The organism is Vibrio sp. 10N.261.51.A3, assembly GCF_041471965.1.
GTDB lineage: Bacteria > Pseudomonadota > Gammaproteobacteria > Enterobacterales > Vibrionaceae > Vibrio > Vibrio crassostreae_C.
In genome coordinates, this window is record NZ_JBFRPK010000012.1 from 88134 (window position 1) to 107590 (window position 19457).

At 47.6% G+C, this 19457-nt stretch carries 1 protein-coding gene; it reads right to left on the minus strand.

Annotated elements, in window-relative coordinates; all coding sequences use genetic code 11:
- Positions 1-44: 44 nt before the first annotated feature.
- Positions 45-19457, minus strand: a 19413-nt coding sequence (locus AB4371_RS04050) for a tandem-95 repeat protein (protein WP_372149055.1), incomplete at its 5' end; no start/stop codon positions are given.

A 19457-nucleotide genomic window follows, 5' to 3' on the forward strand; every position in this document is an offset into this window, starting at 1 on the left:
GCTTAGACTAAATGTCGGTTTAGACTAAAACTAAGCTCTCTCGATTAAATCGAGCTTTGGTCGAAGTCGTTGCCTTGATCGGTTCCAGTTTGAGAATCTGAATCAAAGCTTCCAGAGTCATCCGTGAAGTCAACACCTTGATCTTGACCACCTGAACTTGTCCAGTCGCTGCCTCCAGATTCCATACCCGCCATGTCTGGTTGCTGCTCTTGAGTAGAACCTTGCATGGTGTATTGATCATCGACCTCAACTTCAACAGAACCGCTAGCACCGTCTATTGAACTACCCAATTCGTCGTAACCTTGGAATTGGATCTCGCTAGTCCCTTCGTAACCTTCTGGAAGTTCAACGGATACAGGCTGCTCTAGGTTGCCACTGATTGTGAAGCTACCATCACCGTTATCCAGTGCGTTGCTCACAGTAGCGCCCTCAGGTAGACCAGACATATCAGCGTAATCAACCGATTCGTTACCACTTACCTCATCTGGAATCGAGATAGAGATGGTATCACCCGGTGCCGCGGTTACATCTGCTGTACTGTCTTCAGTTTCAGCATCTTGAGCTTGGTCATCAGCTTGTTGAGCCACTTCAACTTGTTGCTCTTCTGTTGCTTGAGCAGCTTGGACTTGTGGTTCATCACTTTGTACTGAATCATCTTCAACTTGAATGCTTAAGCTATGACTTGATACTTCACCGCCGTCGTTAACTTCAACATTCATCGCTAAGTTGCCATCGAAGTCTTCGTTCGGCCAGTAAGTCCACTCACCTTCACCTGATTCGGCAAAGAAGCCAGCATCGTTCGCGTCTGCAACATCAACAACTTGTGCAGAATCACTCACGCCCAACTCATCCACCAGCTGTGACTCGGTGATAGTTAGTGAACCATCATCAGCTAAGGCATAACCTTCACTCGCCGCTGCTTCATCACCACCTTGGATATCCACATTGAAGAAGCTTTCGATGCGATTTTCGCCATCGGTCGCTATAAACCCAACTTGAACATCGCCGGTGTAGTCTTCAGCAGGAGTGAATTGATAGTTACCTTGGTTATCGCTCTCTATTACGCCCTGACCTTCCATCAAGCTTACTGATTCAATGCTCAAGCTATCGCCTTCTGCATCGCTCAGGTTCGCTAACATGTCTTCATCAGTGAACGATAAAGTGGCATCCGCTGCGATTTCCGTCGTTGTGATACTGTTAACTTCTGGTGCTGCATTGTCTTGCGAGTCGCCTTCTTTCACGACTACGCCAGTTTGCTCATCATGAAGCACGCCATCTTTATCAACTACGTACGCAATGTCTGCTTCGCCCGTAAAGCCTGGTGCTGGTGTGAACGTCCAAGTGCCATCGCCATTATCGACAATCTCACCTTGGCTGCGGTCGGCAAGATGAACCAGTTTCACTTCATCATCGCTGTCTGCATCCACATTCTCAGCCAATCCGATTAGGTCGTCCGCCGTTAGGATGATGGAATCACCCGCTACGGTTTCGAAATCACCAGAATCGATGCCATCTTCAAACGCTTCCGGCTCATCTCCGTAATCAACCGTTGTTGCGCTTACGGTTACGAAGAACTCACCATGGAAGTCTTCAGGAGGCGTCATTTGAATGTTTGAGATATCCCAATCGAACAGGTCGATGTATTGACCCGGCTCGGTGATCATCACGGTATTCACACCATCTGTTACCTCGAATCCAACAGGGAAACCTGTCATCACTAAATTACTTAGTGTTTCTGAATCATCGACTAGGCCAACATTCAGTCCTAAGTGACCGGTTTCATCCTCACCGAACACCAATGGACCGTCATGGTCAGTTGAAATAACCGCGCCATCTGCGACAGGACGTACGAACACAGGAACATCGAGAACGGTTTCAAACTCACCGTCACTCACGACAACTTGTAGGTCAGAAACACCCGCAAAGTCGCCTGTTGGTGTGAATGTCCACGTACCATCACCGTTGTCTGTTACTTCTCCGCCATCTTCACCGTCTGCGGTGATAATGCGAGAAACAACAAGGTCAGCGGTATCAATGTCACCGAACAAGTTCATCAAGTCGCCAGCATCGAAGGTGAACGCGCCATCTTCGTCTGTGGTCATCATTGCGTTGCCGACATTGAATGGTGCGTCGTTAACCGGAATGACATCCACATTCAGCGTGCCATCAACCACTTCTTCGCCGTCAGTCGCTTGATAACCCAGTTCTACCAAGCCATTGAAGTCTTGCGTAGTCACTAAGTGATACATGCCGTCTGGTTGCTGAGTTAAGGTCGCGTTCGCTGGAGCTCGTACTGTGATGCTCTCAATGCTGATCTCGTCGCCATCAAGGTCTGTTACTTGACCCGCGATGTAAGCTGGGTCAATCACCATGACCACATCTTCTTCGCCTTGCATCTCAATCATTGGCGCTTCAGGTGCATCATTGACTGGCGTAACATCGATGTTGCCGTCGACTGAAATTGTCTCTTGGCCATCGCTAACGTTAAACGTCATTGGCACATCGCCATTGAAGTTTTCGTTTGGCGTAAATGACCAAGTACCATCTTCGTTGTCTAGCAACTCACCTAAGCTAGGGTCGATTTGTAGACCAGAAGCCGACAGCTCGTCTGCGGTGTTATCGATGTCGGTAGCTTGAGCTAACAACATGTCTTGTGTGATAAGAATGGTGCTGTCTTCGGCTGTGGTTAGTTTCACATCCTCAGATTCAGGTCCATCGTTCACAGCCAGAACTTCGATTCCTGCCGTTGTTGTTGCAGTTGCACCGTCATCATCGGTCACAACCACATCTAGGCTGATATCACCATTAAAGTTCTCGTTTGGCGTGAAGGTCACAGACCCATTATCGTTTTGAACCAAGGTGCCGTCAGAGCCAGTGTAAGTCACGCTTTCAAGCGACACTTCGCCATCAACGTCAGAGCTATTAGCAATTAACTGCTCAGGGCTGATTGTGATGGTGCCATCTTCGTTCATTTGGTAAGACGTAGAACCCGCTACCGGCGCATCGTTAACATCCGTTACCGTCACACCAATATTCGCATCGACTGTCTCAGTGCCATCAGTCACTGTGAAGCCAAGGTTTACATCGCCATTGAAGTTCTCGTTCGGAGCAAAGCTATAAGTGCCGTCACCATTGTCAGTGAACACACCCTCTGCGCCCGTGTAAGACACATCAGTGATAGACAAGTCATCGCCGTCAATGTCTGCAGCACCTGCTAGTAGGTCTGCATCCGTGAAGATTAGCGTTCCATCTTCCTCAACAGTAAAGTTTTGGTCTGCGGCTGTCGGTAGGTCATTGACTGGGTTAACGGTTAGGTCGACGCCAGCTTGAACAGTTTCAAGGCCATCTGACACATCGAAGCTTAGGTCTATGTCGCCGTTGAAGTCAGCTTCCGGCATGATAGTAAATGAACCATCTTCGTTCGCTGTTACGGTTGCATTGTCACCTGCGGTTAGGTTCGCAGCGGTAAGATCATCACCGTCCACATCGGATGCTTGAGCAAGTAGCTGCTCTTGGCTTAGCGTGATTGAACCATCTTCATCCACTGAGTAAGCCAAGTCACCCGATACTGGTGCGTCATTAACAGCAATGACTTCAATACCAGCGGTAGTCTGAGCCGTTGCACCGTCGTCATCAATAACCGTCACATCAAGGTTGATGTCGCCGTTAAAGTTTTCGTTTGGTGCGAACGTTACCGAGCCATCTTCATTGTGAACCAAGATACCGTCTGCACCTGAGTAGCTCACACTATCAAGCGACACTTCACCATCAACGTCAGAGCTGTTAGCAATCAACTGCTCAGGGCTCAATGTGATGGTGCCATCTTCGTTCATTTGGTAAGACGTAGAACCCGCAACCGGCGCATCATTAACATCCGTGACTGTCACATCAATGTTGGCATCGACTGTCTCTGTGCCATCAGTCACTGTGAAGTCTAGGCTTACGTCACCGTTGAAGTTCTCGTTCGGTGCAAAGGTGTAGGTTCCATCGCCATTGTCGGTAAACACACCCTCTGCGCTAGTGTAAGACACGTCGGCAACTGAAAGCTCATCACCATCAATATCAGAAGCACCTGCTAGCAGTTGCTCGTCCGTAAAGGTAAGCGAACCGTCTTCTTCAATGGTGTAAGCGACATCTTCTACAACTGCGATGTCATTCACTGGATTCACAGTAAGGTCAGCCGTTGCAACAACCGTTTCAGTACCATCAGAAAGGTCGAAGCTTAGGTCAATATCGCCATTAAAGTCAGCATCCGGGGTAATGGTAAATGAACCATCATCGTTTGCCGTAACGGTCGCGTTATCACCGGCGGTTAGGTTGGCAGCGGTAAGATCATCGCCGTCCACATCCGATGCTTGAGCAAGCAGCTGCTCTTGGCTTAATGTGATTGAACCATCTTCATCCACTGAGTAAGCCAAGTCACCTGACACTGGCGCGTCGTTAACCGCGATAACTTCAATACCCGCAGTGGTTTCAGCCGTTGCACCCTCTTCATCAGCAACGGTGACATCTAGGCTGACATTGCCGTTGAAGTTTTCATTTGGTGCGAAGCTGTAAGTACCATCACCATTGTCAGTAAAGATACCGTCTGCGCCTGAGTAGGAAACGTCGCTAACGGATACATCACCTTCAATGTCTGAGCTGTTCGCAAGAAGCTGTGCTTCAGAGATGGTAATCACGTTATCTTCGTCAACGCTGTAGGTCGTTGAACCTGCAACTGGCAAGTCATTAACGGCAATGACGTCGATACCTGCGGTTGTTTCAGCGGTTGCGCCATCTTCATCCATAACAGAGACATCAAGACTGATGTCACCGTTAAAGTTTTCGTTTGGAGCAAAGGTGTAAGTACCATCACCATTATCAGTGAATACACCATCAGTGCCGCTGTAGCTTACATCGCTGACAAACACTTCCCCTTCAACATCCGAGCTATTCGCTAGAAGTTGTGCATCGCTTAGGGTGATACTGCCGTCTTCTTCAACACTGTAAGTCGTAGAACCCGCTACCGGTACGTCGTTGATTGGAACCACTTGAACATCAATATTCGCCGATACAACATCTGTACCATCACTCACATCGTAAGTTAGGTCGACATTACCATTGAAGTTCTCGTTTGGAGCAAAGGTATAAGTACCGTCGCCGTTATCCGTGAACACACCGTCTGTACCTTCGTAGTTAACCGACTCGACAGAAAGATCATCGCCGTCAATATCCGTTGCACCAGTCAGTAGCTGTTCATCGGTAAAGGTCAGCGAACCATCTTCATTAATGGTGTAGTCGTGGTCGTAAATTACAGAAAGGTCGTTAACTGCTGTTACAGTCACGTCTAGTTCCGCTGGAGTAACCCCACCGTTGCCATCGTCTACGTTGTAGCTAATCGAGAATTCACCATTGAAGTTCTCTTCCGGTGTAATGGTGTAAGTACCATCACCATTGTCAGTGATAAGAGCGTTCTCAATGGAAACATCTCCAACACTTGGTTCGTTACCACCCGTTTCACCAGAATCATCACCTTCCTCGCCGGTTAGCAATTCAGAGATATCAATGCCGTTTTCATTCGCGAGCGCTTCTTCTGCCGTTGGTAAATCAAACGCATTCTCGCTGCCTACATCTTGGCTTGGAACAATAACGCCGTTCACGATATCAAATACATGCCAGTGGTCACCCGATGGGCTTTCAGATAAATCAGGGCTAAAGGTTTCAACCAATGTATCGCCAACAAATACCTGAACCTGTACATCTTCAACACCATCTACATCCCAACTTCTGCTGGTGTAGTTGTGTACTGAATAGTGCATGTCAGCATCTTGATAATTTGGAATAGTGATGGTTTCAGGACCACCGCCATTCGTGTCATCTACATCTTGCTGAACAACGTTACCTTCACCAAGATCATGGCTCATGTCGCGATAGTAAATATGGTCTAGCTCACTGCCATTCTCTGTATCGTAGAGCCATAGGTGGTTGTCCATATCACGTGGACTGTCACCCCATGTGACCACGATACGCATATCTGTTTCTTCAAGGACTTCAGATATTGCAGTCACGCCACCATTGGTATCTTCGCCTGCTGGAACTAGGAAGCTGCTAGTAATTGAGCCTTCTTGTTCAATCGTAACGGTACCTTGGTCAACAACTGGACCGCTCACAGAGTAGTTACCAGATTGATCCGTCTCCGCTGTGTAAGAATGACCTGCGTTGTCGGTTAGCGTAACATCCGCACCTGCGATTGGATTGCCAGTTTCAGCATCCAACACTGTACCGGTTACGGTTGTTTCATCGCCCTGCTCTCCGATAATTGCGGTCATGTCATCGTCTTCGATGTCAGTCGCGAATTGTAGGAGCTCTTCTTGAGTAATGGTGTATGAACCGTCTTCTTCAATGGTTATCGCCACATCAGCAGAAACAATTGGCGCGTCGTTAACTGGGTCAACGGTTAAGCCTAAGTTAGCGGCAATTGGTGTGTCGCCATCGCTGATGCTGTAGGCAACATCGATGTAGCCATTGAAGTTTTCGCTTGGAGTGATTGAGAACGTGCCATCGCCATTGTCGACAATCGTTGCATCGTCGCCCACTAAGGTTAAGTCGGAAGCGACAAGGTCATCGCCCTCAATATCAGCGGCATTCGCAAGTAACTGCTCCTGCGTGATAGTGATGACATTATCTTCATCAACGTTCGCATAAACATCAGATGTCGTTGGCAAGTCGTTGACTGGGTTTACCGTCAGATCGGCGTTCGCCACAATCGACTCGGTGCCGTCCGAAATATCAAAGCTTAGGTCGATATCGCCATTGAAGTTCGCATCTGGCGTTACCGTAAAGGTGCCATCGCCATTATCAACAACGGTTGCATTATCGCCTGCGCTTAAGTTGCTTGCGGTCAGATCATCGCCATCCACATCAGATGCTTGAGACAGCAACTGCTCTTGAGTCAGAGTAATCGAACCATCTTCATCAATGCTGTATGCCAAGTCACCCGATACTGGTGGATCATTAATTGGAAGAACATCAATACTTGCGCTGGTGGCTACTGTCGCACCGTCTTCATCTGTCACCACTACATCGAGGCTAACATCGCCATCGAAGTTTGCGTTCGGTGCAAAGCTGAATGTGCCGTTGCCGTTGTCAGTAAAGATACCGTCTGCGCCTGTGTAAGTAACACTATCAATCGCCACTTCACCTTCAATATCAGAAGAGTTCGCCAACAGTTGCTCTGCACTGATGGTGATAACTTCATCTTCGTTGACTGAGTAGCTGGTTGAGCCTGCGATTGGCGGATCGTTCACCTCAAGTACGGTGATTCCCGCGGTGGTCGCTTCTGTTGCCCCTTCTTCATCGGTAACAACAACCGCTAAGCTCACATCACCATTGAAGTTCTCGTTTGGCGAGAAGGTGTAAGTGCCGTCACCGTTGTCTTCGAACACACCGTCACTGCCAGTGTAAGTCACGCTATCAATCGCAACCTCACCTTCAATATCTGAAGAGTTGGCTAATAGCTGTTCGTTACTGATCGTGATTGAGTTGTCTTCATGCACAGTGTAAGACGTGCTACCCGCCACTGGTGGATCGTTCTCAGGCGTCACGCTCACATCAATGTTGGCTTGAACCGTATCCGTGCCATCTGACACATCAAAGCTGAAGTTCACATCACCATTGAAGTTCTCGTTTGGCGCAAAGCTGTAGCTTCCGTCGCCATTATCAGTAAGAACGCCATCAGCACCTGTGTATGTCACACCTTCTACCGTTAAGTCATCACCTTCAACATCCGTTGCACCCGTTAACAGGTCAGCGTCAGAGAAGTTAAGAACCCCATCTTCACCAATAGTGAATGCTTGATCTTGTGGCTCTGGCGCATCATTGACAGGTGTTACCGTCAAGTCTAGGCCAGCAGCGACCATGTCTTCCCCATCAGTTACATCGTAACTAAATTCGATATTACCGTTGAAGTTTTCACTCGGTGTAATGGTGAAACTGCCATCGTCGTTCATTTGAACGGTCGCATTTTCATCATTGGTGGTTAGGTTGATTGCTGATAGGTCATCACCATCAATGTCGACAGCGTGCTCTAGCAACTGCTCTTGAGTTAGCGTGATGCTGTTATCTTCGGCTGTAACGGCACTAATATCACCGTCAACTTCTGGAGCATCGTTCGCAGGTGAGATGTGAATCGTCACGTCTTGCGTAGCTGTTGCGGTTGTACCGGTATCAACATCTGTTGATGTTGCATTCACAGTTAGAACCACATCACCATTGAAGTCACCTGAAGGGATAAACTCTAGCCCTTCTAGCTCGCCTGGTTGCAATGACCAAGTGCCATCACCGTTATCGGTACCTGCAGAAAGCGAGCTGCCTTCTGGCACGTCTTCAATCAAGATAGCAAGGTTTTCTGAGCCATCGGTATCTGTTAGAGCTGCATCAATATCAAGTGGTACAGGTGTGTCTTCAGTACCAATGATTTGGTAATCCGCGTCAGACACTGTGATTTCGATGTTGTCGATACCAAACGCCTCGTCACTCACACCTTGGTTCAAGGTTGAACCGAAGCCTAACTCAAGTTGGCCGTCTTCAACGGGTACCGTTAGGTTGATTTGATGTGCTTGGTCGTTCCAACCACTGAAGCCTTCACCTTGCGACACGCCGTGAACAACTTCACCGACTTCATTGCCCGCTGAATCGTACAACGTTGTAGTGCCATCTTGAGTTTGGAACGCCGAGTTATCTAACGAAGTAAGCTCTTCGCCGCCGACAAAGATTTGGAATGACTCACCATCCCAAGAATCAATTTCGTAGAAACTGAACGAGATATTAACTTCGCTCACATCACTTGGAATGTCGTAAGTTTTGCTGACAGCTTCATCGCCACCAGTGCCACCAATACGACCTAGCATGTCACCTGATTCGAAGCCTTGTGAGCTTTCAGTACCGGTATTCCAGCCGTTTGAGCCAGACTCGAAGTTGTCAGAAGCAATCACTAGGTCAGAAGCAATCGACAGCTCTGGCATATCAACCACAGATTGAACATCAATCGTCGCTTCTGCTGGTACTGTCGCTGTACCGTCATTCACGTCGAACGTCACGTTCACATTGCCGTCGAAGTTTTCATTCGGTGCGAATGTGTAAGTACCGTCGCCGTTATCAACCAAAGTACCGCTATCTGAAGCCACATTTTCAACCGATAGGTTATCGCCATCAATGTCGCCCGCATTTTGCAGCAGTTGCTCTTCTGTAAAGGTAAAGCTGGTGTCTTCTTGAGTCACAAACTGTGGCTCACCGACTGTTGGCAAGTCATTGACAGGGTTAACGGTAAGATCAGCCGTTGCTTGAAGCGTCGCATCGCCATCGGTAATGTCGAAGTTCAAATCAATGTCGCCATTGAAGTTAGCATCTGGCGTGATAGTGAAACTACCATCATCGTTTGCTGTAACTGTCGCATCACCACCAACGGTTAGGTTAGCCGCTGTTAAGTCATCGCCATCAACATCACTCGCTTGAGCAAGTAATTGCTCTTGGCTCAAGGTAATTGAGCCATCTTCGTCCACGCTGTACGCCAAGTCGCCCGATACCGGAGCATCGTTAACAGGCAGAACATCAATGCTTGCGTTGGTCGCTACGGTTGCGCCTTCTTCATCAGTAACGACAACATCAAGGCTTACGTCGCCATCGAAGTTAGCGTTAGGTGCGAAGCTGAATGTTCCGTCACCATTGTCGGTAAAGATACCGTCTGAACCTGTGTAGTTAACGCTATCAATCGCCACTTCACCTTCGATATCAGAAGCGTTTGCCAACAGTTGCTCTGAACTGATGGTGATAACTTCGTCCTCGTTGACTGAGTAGCTGGTTGAGCCTGCGATTGGTGGATCGTTCACCTCAAGTACAGTAATACCCGCGGTGGTCGCTTCAGTTGCGCCCTCTTCATCAGTTACGACAACATCAAGGCTAACTTCGCCGTTGAAGTTTTCGTTTGGTGAGAAGGTGTAAGTACCGTCACCGTTGTCTTCAAAGACACCGTCAGCGCCAGTGTAAGTCACGCTATCGACTGCCACATCACCTTCAATGTCAGAAGAGTTAGCAAGTAACTGTTCGTCGCTGATGGTAATTGAGTTGTCTTCATGAACGGTGTAAGACGTGCTACCTGCAACCGGTGGATCGTTCTCTGGTGTCACGCTGACATCAATGTTGGCTTGAACCGTATCCGTGCCATCTGACACATCAAAACTGAAGTTCACATCACCATTGAAGTTCTCGTTTGGCGCAAAGCTGTAGCTTCCGTCGCCATTGTCAGTAAGAACACCGTCGGCACCTGTGTAAGTCACGCCTTCAACCGATAGGTCATCCCCATCGATATCGGTAGCACCTGTTAGCAAGTCTTCATCTGTGAAGTTCAAGATGCCGTCTTCGCCAATGCTGAACGTTTGATCTTGTGGTTGTGGAAGGTCATTGACTGGGTTAACGGTTAGGTCAGCCGTCGCAACGAGCGTGTCTGTACCGTCGCTAATGTCGAACGTTAGGTCAATGTCACCATTGAAGTTCGCATCTGGCGTAATGGTAAAGCTGCCGTCATCGTTAGCAACAACCGTCGCGTCTCCATCAACAATCAAGTTAGAAGCAGTCAGGTCGTCTCCGTCTACATCGCTTGCTTGAGACAGAAGCTGCTCTTGGCTCAAGGTAATCGAACCGTCTTCCTCAACACTGTATGCCAGGTCGCCTGATACTGGCACGTCGTTGATTGGTAATACATCAACCGTAATAAACGTATCAACTTGAGCGCCGTCTTCATCTTGAATGGTCACATCCAACTGCACTTGGCCGTTGAAGTTTTCATTCGGAGCGAAGCTACATGTACCGTCACCATTGATTGAGAAGATACCGTCTGGGCCATCGTAGTTGATCTCAACAAGCTCAACATCACCTTCAATATCAGAAGCGTTCAGCAGAACTTGAGACTCATTGAAAGTCAGTACTGAATCTTCATCGATGGTGTATGACGTTGGGCCAGCAACTGGCGGATCGTTCACCTCAAGGACAGTAATACCCGCAGTTGTTGCTTCGGTCGCGCCATCTTCATCCGTCACGACAACATCTAGGCTAACTTCGCCATTAAAGTTCTCGTTTGGCGAGAAGGTGTATGTACCGTCACCGTTGATTTCCAGAACACCGTCGCTACCACTGTAAGTCACGTTATCAATTGCGACTTCGCCTTCGATATCCGAAGAGTTCGCTAGCAGTTGTTCGTTACTGATTGTAATAGAGTTGTCTTCATGAACCGTGTAAGACGTACTACCCGCAACCGGAGGATCATTCTCTGGCGTCACGCTCACATCAATGTTAGCGGTTACCGTATCGGTTCCATCTGATACATTGAACGAGAAGTTGACATCGCCATTGAAGTTTTCGTTTGGCGCGAAGCTGTATGTGCCATCGCCATTGTCGGTTAGGACACCATCTGCGCCAGTGTAAGTTACACCTTCAACACTTAGGTCGTCCCCTTCAATGTCCGTCGCACCTGTTAATAGGTCTTGGTCATTGAAGGTTAACACGCCATCTTCGCCGACTGTGAATGCCTGGTCTTGTGCTTCTGGACCATCGTTCACTGGTGAAACTGTTAGCTCTAGGTTGGTAGAGACAACATCATCACCATCAGACACATCAAACGTAAAGCTAACATCGCCATTGAAATCAGCATCTGGCGTTAATGTGTACGTACCATCACCGTTATCGGTAATCGTAACGCTCTCATCATCGGTCGCTAAATTCAGAGCCGTCAGATGGTCGCCATCGAGATCTCGAGCATTAGCTAACAAGTCTTCTTGCGTAATGGTGATAGAACCATCTTCTTCTACTGTTGCTGCAACAGGCAGCGCTTCAGGTGCGTGCTCAATGTGCGCGCCTGTCGCGTTAATGTAGATGGTTTGAGAGACCGTTTCAGAATCATCATTCGATAGCTCTGTTGCGGTTGCCGTTACATGAACTTCAAACTGTTCGTTGAAGTCTTCTGGTAACTGGATTTGTAGTGAATTTTCGATAGCCGTTGTCGGTAAGTTCACCGTACCATCAGGGCCAACCGTTACTTCACCGCTGTAGATTTGGCTGTTCACTTCACCCACATCGATTGTGAAGTTGAAATCTGTGTAGTCAGCATCACCGCCGCCATACAAATCTTCAAAGCCGTAAACCAGCTCGCCGTCTTCATTAACCGTCGTGCGAGTATGTTCGATACCATCTTGGTTTAGCTGAGAGCTTGAACCACCATGGAAGATCGCGTCACCATTCTGGCCTTGAATCACTGTCTCGGTTCCATCAGCAGCCACAAAGACAAGTTGAGGATCAACCGTATCCATGTTCGCAGGCGAACCATCCTCAGCACGGAACTCGTACTGACCGTCTTGCATCGCATCAAAGTCGTTGTGCTGATGTCCGTTTGGAATTAAGAACAGGTTAAAGCTTTCGCCTTCCTCGACTTGGAAGCTGAATTGATCTTGCCCTGGAACAAGGTCGCCGCCACCACCAACTTGTGATGCGTTTTCGTAAACAACTTCAACACCTGTGATGTTGCCGTCTTCGTCTACTTTGTAGTAACCCGCAGCGTTTTGGTAGCCAGCCGTCTCACCTTCAAACGTTACTGTGATTTCAGTGTCGTTGTAACTGGTGATACCGTTCTCTTGGTCATTCAGAACGCCTTCGTTATCGTATTGAATAACCGAACCTTCTGGCACACCATCTACTGTAACAGTGAGTGTTTCAGACAAGTCTTGGTCGACAAGTGCCGCCGCAATGTTCAGTTCAACAATGCCGCCTGGCTCAACCAAAATAGCTTGGTCATCAACGTTAACGCCGTCGCCATCGGTTATCACAAGATCCGGCGCATCCGCGACTGCTTCAATATGAACGTTAAGGTCTTGTTCAACCTCATCCGTACCGTCTGTTACCGTAAAGCTGAACTGCAGATCACCACTGAAGTGCTCTTCAGGAACGAAGCTGAACGTGCCGTCACCATTGTCGGTGACTGTGCCTTCATCGCCAGAGTAATTGATGCTAGTAACGCTTAGGTCGTCGCCATCAATATCAATCGCACCACTCAACAGATCTTCTTGAGTGAACAGGATGCTGCCATCCTCTTCGATGTGGTACATGCCTGGGGCAACAATTGGAATGTCATTCACCGGATTCACGGTCAATGTCATATCATTAGACGTGCTCAGCTCACCATCGCTCACCTCATAAGTGAATGCAATATCACCGTTGAAGTTTTCAGAAGGTGTCACTGTGTACGTGCCATCACCATTGTCTACAATGCTGGCGTTCGGATCATTGGTTTCAAGCGAAGAAGCAAATAGCTCATCGCCATCTTGGTCGCTCGCGTTCTCCAACAGCATTTCTTGTGTAACGAGGATTGAACCATCTTCGTCGACATCTGCCACCATCGGTGTCGCTTCTGGCGCATCGTTGACGAACTCAACTTTTAGGTCGATGTTTGCGGCAACCACATCAGTGCCATCGCTCACATCAAACGCTAAGTCAACATTACCGAAGAAGCCTTGCTCTGGTGTTAATGTGTATGTTCCGTCACCATTGTCTGTGACTTCTACCGTGTCGCTTGCGCTCGTTACATTCACAACTGACAGTTCATCACCTTCAACGTCTGTCGCTTGTGCCAGTAATTCAGCTTCGGTAATAGTAATCGCTTGACCATCTTCCGTAGCGAAAGACATGTCAGGCACGTCTGGGGCATCATTGATTGGATTTACGGTTAGGTTGAGGTCAGCGGCAACAGTTTCGATTGCGTCAGTGACATCGTAAGTAAATTCAATCTCACCAAAGAAATCTGCACTTGGTGTAATCGTGAAGCTACCGTCTGGGTTTTCTACAACAACAGCATTTGGATCGTTGGTCGCAAAGTTAACCGCTTCAAGGTTATCGCCATCTACATCGGTTGCATTCGCTAACAGATCCTCTTGAGTAATAGTGATTGAACCATCTTCATCAACAGTGGCTTCAATTGGACCACTCACCTCAGGGCCTTCATTGACAATTTCAACGTCAATTCTTGCAGTGCTTGGTGCACTTGCTTGGCCATCACTGATATCGAAAGTCAGATTCACTTCACCGTAGAAGTCTTCTGCAGGTTCGAAGGTAAAGGTATTATCACCGTTATCCGTTAACGTACCTTGCGTTTGGTCTGCAAGTAATAGGTTTTCGACATGAAGAATGTCGCCATCAACATCGGTCGCACCAGACAATAGGTCTTTCGCTTCGATGATCATGGAGCCGTTTTCAAGCATTTGGGTGTGCAATGGTTCACCCGGAACCGGCACATCATTGACTGGTACGACCGTTAGGTCTAGATGCGTTGCAACTTCATCAGTTCCATCAAACACCTTGTAGTCGATGTCGATTTCACCATTGAAGTTTTCATTCGGCATGAAGGTAAACGTACCATCGCCGTTATCAACTAGCTCACCGTTATCACCACCGTAAGTGATGTCAGAAATAGACAGCGTATCGCCTTCCACATCTGTGGTGTTCGCTAGCAAGTCATCTGCACTGAACGTGATACCTTCATCTTCATCTGTCGATAGAACAATCGGGCCAGAAACGATTGGCGCATCATTTACTGATTCGAAATTGATATTGATGATATTGCTGTCTGTCAGCTCACCATCGGTAACTTGGTAACCAAGTTCGATTTCACCATGGAAGTTTTCATCCGGTGTTACCGTCCAAGTGCCATCACCATTATCGGTGAGTGTTGCATGCTCTGAGTTTTCACCCACTAGCTCTAGATTTTCAATATCAAGGTCGTCGCCATCAATATCAGATGCTTGCGCCAGTAGTTGCTCTTCGGTAATCACAACCGAAGCAAACTGGGCAGAACCATCGGTATCGACAGTAATATTCGGAAGATCAGCCGTTAACTCGATTTCGTTGTCACCCGCATGGATATTCAACTCAACCGTTTCAGTAATCTCTGAACCATCTACACCAATCGATGTAAACACCGCTTCATCATGACAAGTTTGTGACACTGTCATGTTTTGAACGACGTAAGTACCATTACCTTGCACGGTACCAAGCTCAAAGTAGGACACTGGTTGATCAACCGTTAGCGTGTAATCTGTCTCGAAAGTACCACGGTCTTCTTTGTGGTAAGTCATCGAGTCAATTAGGTCGCCATCCTCATTGAACGCTTTGATTTCGACTTCTGTAAAGTGACGAGACTCTTCCATGAACCAGCCACCCAAACCATCTAGGTGGAAACTGATTTCATTGATGTCTTGACCTTCAACTGAAACCGTCAGTTTCTCATCACCACTTAAGCCTTGGCGGTCAGTATCACCGATACCATGACCAATGTGGGTGTTGCCATTCCAGGCACCAAGAGGGTCATCGTTACTTTGAACAGTTACCGTTAAGTCACCATCTGAGAACTCACGCGTATAAGGGTCAACTTCTGTACCCCAATCATCCACACTCGCGTTATCGTCAAACGTACCGATTTGTGTGGTGTGTGTACCTTCAGCAAGAGCATCTTCACTTGGAACAAAGCGCACTTCGGTATCTGCAGGAACTTCTTGTCCTACTTCCAGTACCACCCATTCGTCATTCACATTTGCTTCAATGATGCCGTTTTCTGGCGCTTGGTCTAAACGTAGTGCTGGTTCTTCACGAAGTGTCACACCAACTGTTTGGTCTTCTTGCGCTTGGATGAAGATTTCATCGCCCGCTTCTGGCGCATCGTTGACAGGGTTAACCGTCAAGTCGAGTGTCGTCAGAACTTCATTCTCACCATCACTGATGCTGTATGTGAAGTCCAACTCGCCATTGAAGTTTTCTGTGTGCGTAATAGTGAATGAACCATCGTCATTAGTAACAATTGTCGCATCTGGATCGTTGGTTTGTAGGTTAGATGCCGTTAACTCATCACCTTCAACATCGGTCGCATTAGCGAGTAACTGCTCTTGAGTAATGGTGATTGAATTATCTTCATCGACTTCAGCCTGAATGCCCGAAGTTTCAGGTCCGTCATTCACAGCGATAACATCGATGCCAGCGGTTGTGGTTGCGGTTGCACCGTCTTCGTCAACGACAACAACGTCTAGTGAAATATCACCATCGAAGTTTTCATTTGGCGTAAAGGTGTAAGTACCATTGCCATTATCAACAAATGAGCCGTCATCACCGAAGTACGATACTCCAGACAGTGAAACATCGCCTTCTACATCGGAAGAGTTTGCCAATAGTTGCTCATCACTGATCGTGATTTGGCCATCTTCTTGGACTGTGTAAGATGTCGAGCCCGCTACCGGTGGATCATTCTCAGGCGTTACGCTGACATCAATAACAGCTGATGTTGAATCAGTACCGTCAGAGACATCGAATGAGAATTGAACATCACCATTGAAGTTCTCGTTTGGAGCAAAGCTATATGTGCCGTCGCCATTATCGCTAAGAACACCATCTGCACCTGTGTAGAGTACGTTTTCAATCGACAGTTCATCACCATCAATATCCGACGCACCTACAAGCAGGTCAGCATCGGTGAAGAGTAACGTACCGTCTTCTTCAATCGTGAACTGTTGATCTTGCGCTTGTGGCAAGTCATTAACCGGATTCACGGTAATGTCTAGGCCAACTTGAACTGAACCACCATCGTTATCGATGATATCGAAGTTCAGATCTAGGTCACCGTTGTAATCTGCGTTCGGTGTGATGGTGTAGCTGCCATCATCATTGTGTTGGATGGTCGCATTTTCATCAGTAGATAGATTGATAGCTTCTAAGTTATCGCTATCGATATCACCTGCTCTTGCTAGCAATTGCTCTTGGCTTAGCGTGATGGAGCTATCTTCATTGATGGTGTAAGCCAAATCGCCCGATACTGGCGCATCATTGATTGGCAATACATCAACGTTAATGTGTGTTTCAACCGTTGCGCCATCTTCATCTTGAATGGTCACACCCAGTTGAACCTGACCATTGAAGTTTTCGTTGGGTGCAAAGCTGCATGTACCATCACCATTTACAGTGAAGATACCGTCAGAGCCATCGTAGTTAATGCCAACAAGTTCTACATCGCCTTCGATATCCGAAGCATTCACAAGAATCTGAGATTCACTGAACGTCAGAACCGAATCTTCGTCAATGGTGTATGACGTTGGACCCGCAACTGGTGGATCGTTCACTTCAAGAACGGTAATACCTGCTGTGGTTTCATCAATTGCACCTTCTTCATCTGCAACAATCACATCAAGGCTGATATCACCGCTGAAGTTTTCATTAGGAAGGAAGGTATAGCTGCCATCGCCGTTATCTTGGAACACACCATCAGTGCCACTGTAAGTCACAGTATCAACCGACACCGCACCTTCAATATCCGAAGAGTTAGCTAGCAACTGTTCATCAGAAATTGTGATGGCATTGTCTTCATTGACCATGTATGAGGTTGAACCCGCAACTGGCGGATCGTTCTCAGGAGTCACACTCACATCAATGTTAGCGCTAACGGTTTCTGTGCCATCAGACACATCGAAACTGAAGTTCACATCGCCATTGAAGTTTTCATTTGGCGCAAAGGTATAAGTACCATCACCGTGGTCGGTCAGTACGCCATCACCACCTGTATAGCTAATACCTTCAACGGTTAAGTCGTCGCCATCAATATCGGTGGCACCGGTAAGTAAGTCGGCGTCTGTAAATTGAAGCGTACCGTCTTCTGCGATACTGAATTGTTGGTCTTGAGGAACCGGCAAGTCATTAACTGGGTTAACAGTAAGATCGGCGGTTGCTTGAACCGTGTCAGTACCGTCAGTGATGTTGAATTGAATATCAATGTCACCGTTGAAGTTTTCATCTGGCGTAATCGTGAAACTGCCGTCATCGTTAGCTACAACCGTCGCATCACCACCAACTGTTAAGTCACTTGCGGTTAGATCTTCGCCTTCTACATCGGACGCTTGAGACAACAGCTGATCTTGGCTCAGTGTGATTGAACCATCTTCGTTAACGTTGTAAGCCAAATCACCAGACACTGGCGCATCATTGATTGGTAATACGTCAACATTGATGACGGTTTCCACTTCTGCACCATCTTCATCACGAATGGTGACATCAAGCTGAACTTGGCCATTAAAGTTCTCATTTGGAGCGAAGCTGCAAGTGCCGTCACCATTTACTGAGAAGATACCCTCAGGGCCATCGTAGCTAATACCAACAAGATCAACATCCCCTTCTACATCTGAGGCGTTAAGCAACACTTGAGACTCACTGAAGGTCAACACTGAATCTTCATCAATGGTATAAGACGTTGGGCCAGCAACCGGCGGATCGTTCACTTCAAGAACATTGATGCCCGCGGTCGTTGCATCGGTCGCACCCTCTTCATCAGCAACAACCACATCAAGTGCAATTTCACCGCTGAAGTTCTCATTTGGCGAGAAGGTGTAAGTGCCGTTACCATTGATTTCAAGGACACCGTCACTACCAGAGTAAGTCACGCTGTCTATCGATACATCACCTTCAATATCTGAAGATGTTGCCAATAGTTGTGCATCAGAAATGGTAATCGAATTGTCTTCATTCACCGTGTAGGACGTTGAACCCGCAACTGGCGGATCGTTCTCAGGAGTCACGTTTACATCAATGTTTGCAGACACCGTATCTGTTCCGTCTGAAACATCGAAGCTAAAGCTAACATCACCATTGAAGTTTTCGTTTGGAGCAAAGCTGTATGAGCCCTCACCCAAGTCAGTCAGTACGCCATCAGTGCCTTCATAAGTGATGCCCTCAACCGTCAGGTTATCACCTTCAACGTCTGTCGCGCCTGTAAGCAGATCCGCGTCTGTGAACTGTAAAGTACCGTCTTCTGCAATACTGAACTGTTGATCTTGAGGTACTGGTAGGTCGTTTACTGGGTTAACCGTTAGGTCAGCCGATGCTTGAACGGTATTGGTGCCATCAGAGATATCGAAACTGATATCGATGTCACCGTTGAAGTTCTCATCTGGCGTGATGGTGAAGCTGCCGTCATCATTAGCTACAACCGTCGCATCTCCACCAACCGTTAGGCCGCTAGCAGTAAGGTCATCGCCTTCTACGTCAGAAGCTTGCGATAGAAGCTGCTCTTGACTTAGACGGATAGAACCATCTTCGTCGATTGAGTACGCTAGGTCGCCAGACACTGGCGCATCATCAACGGCAGTTACGCTCACGTCGATGTTTGCTGATACCGTATCGGTTCCGTCAGAGACATCGAAGCCGAAGTTTACGTCACCATTGAAGTTTTCGTTTGGAGCGAATGTGTAAGTACCATTACCGTTATCAGTAAGGATACCGTCACCGCCATCGTAGGTCACACCTTCAACCGTTAGGTTGTCACCTTCAATGTCGGTAGCGCCTGTTAATAGGTCTGCATCGGTGAAGATTAACGTACCGTCTTCTTCAACACTGAACTGTTGATCTTG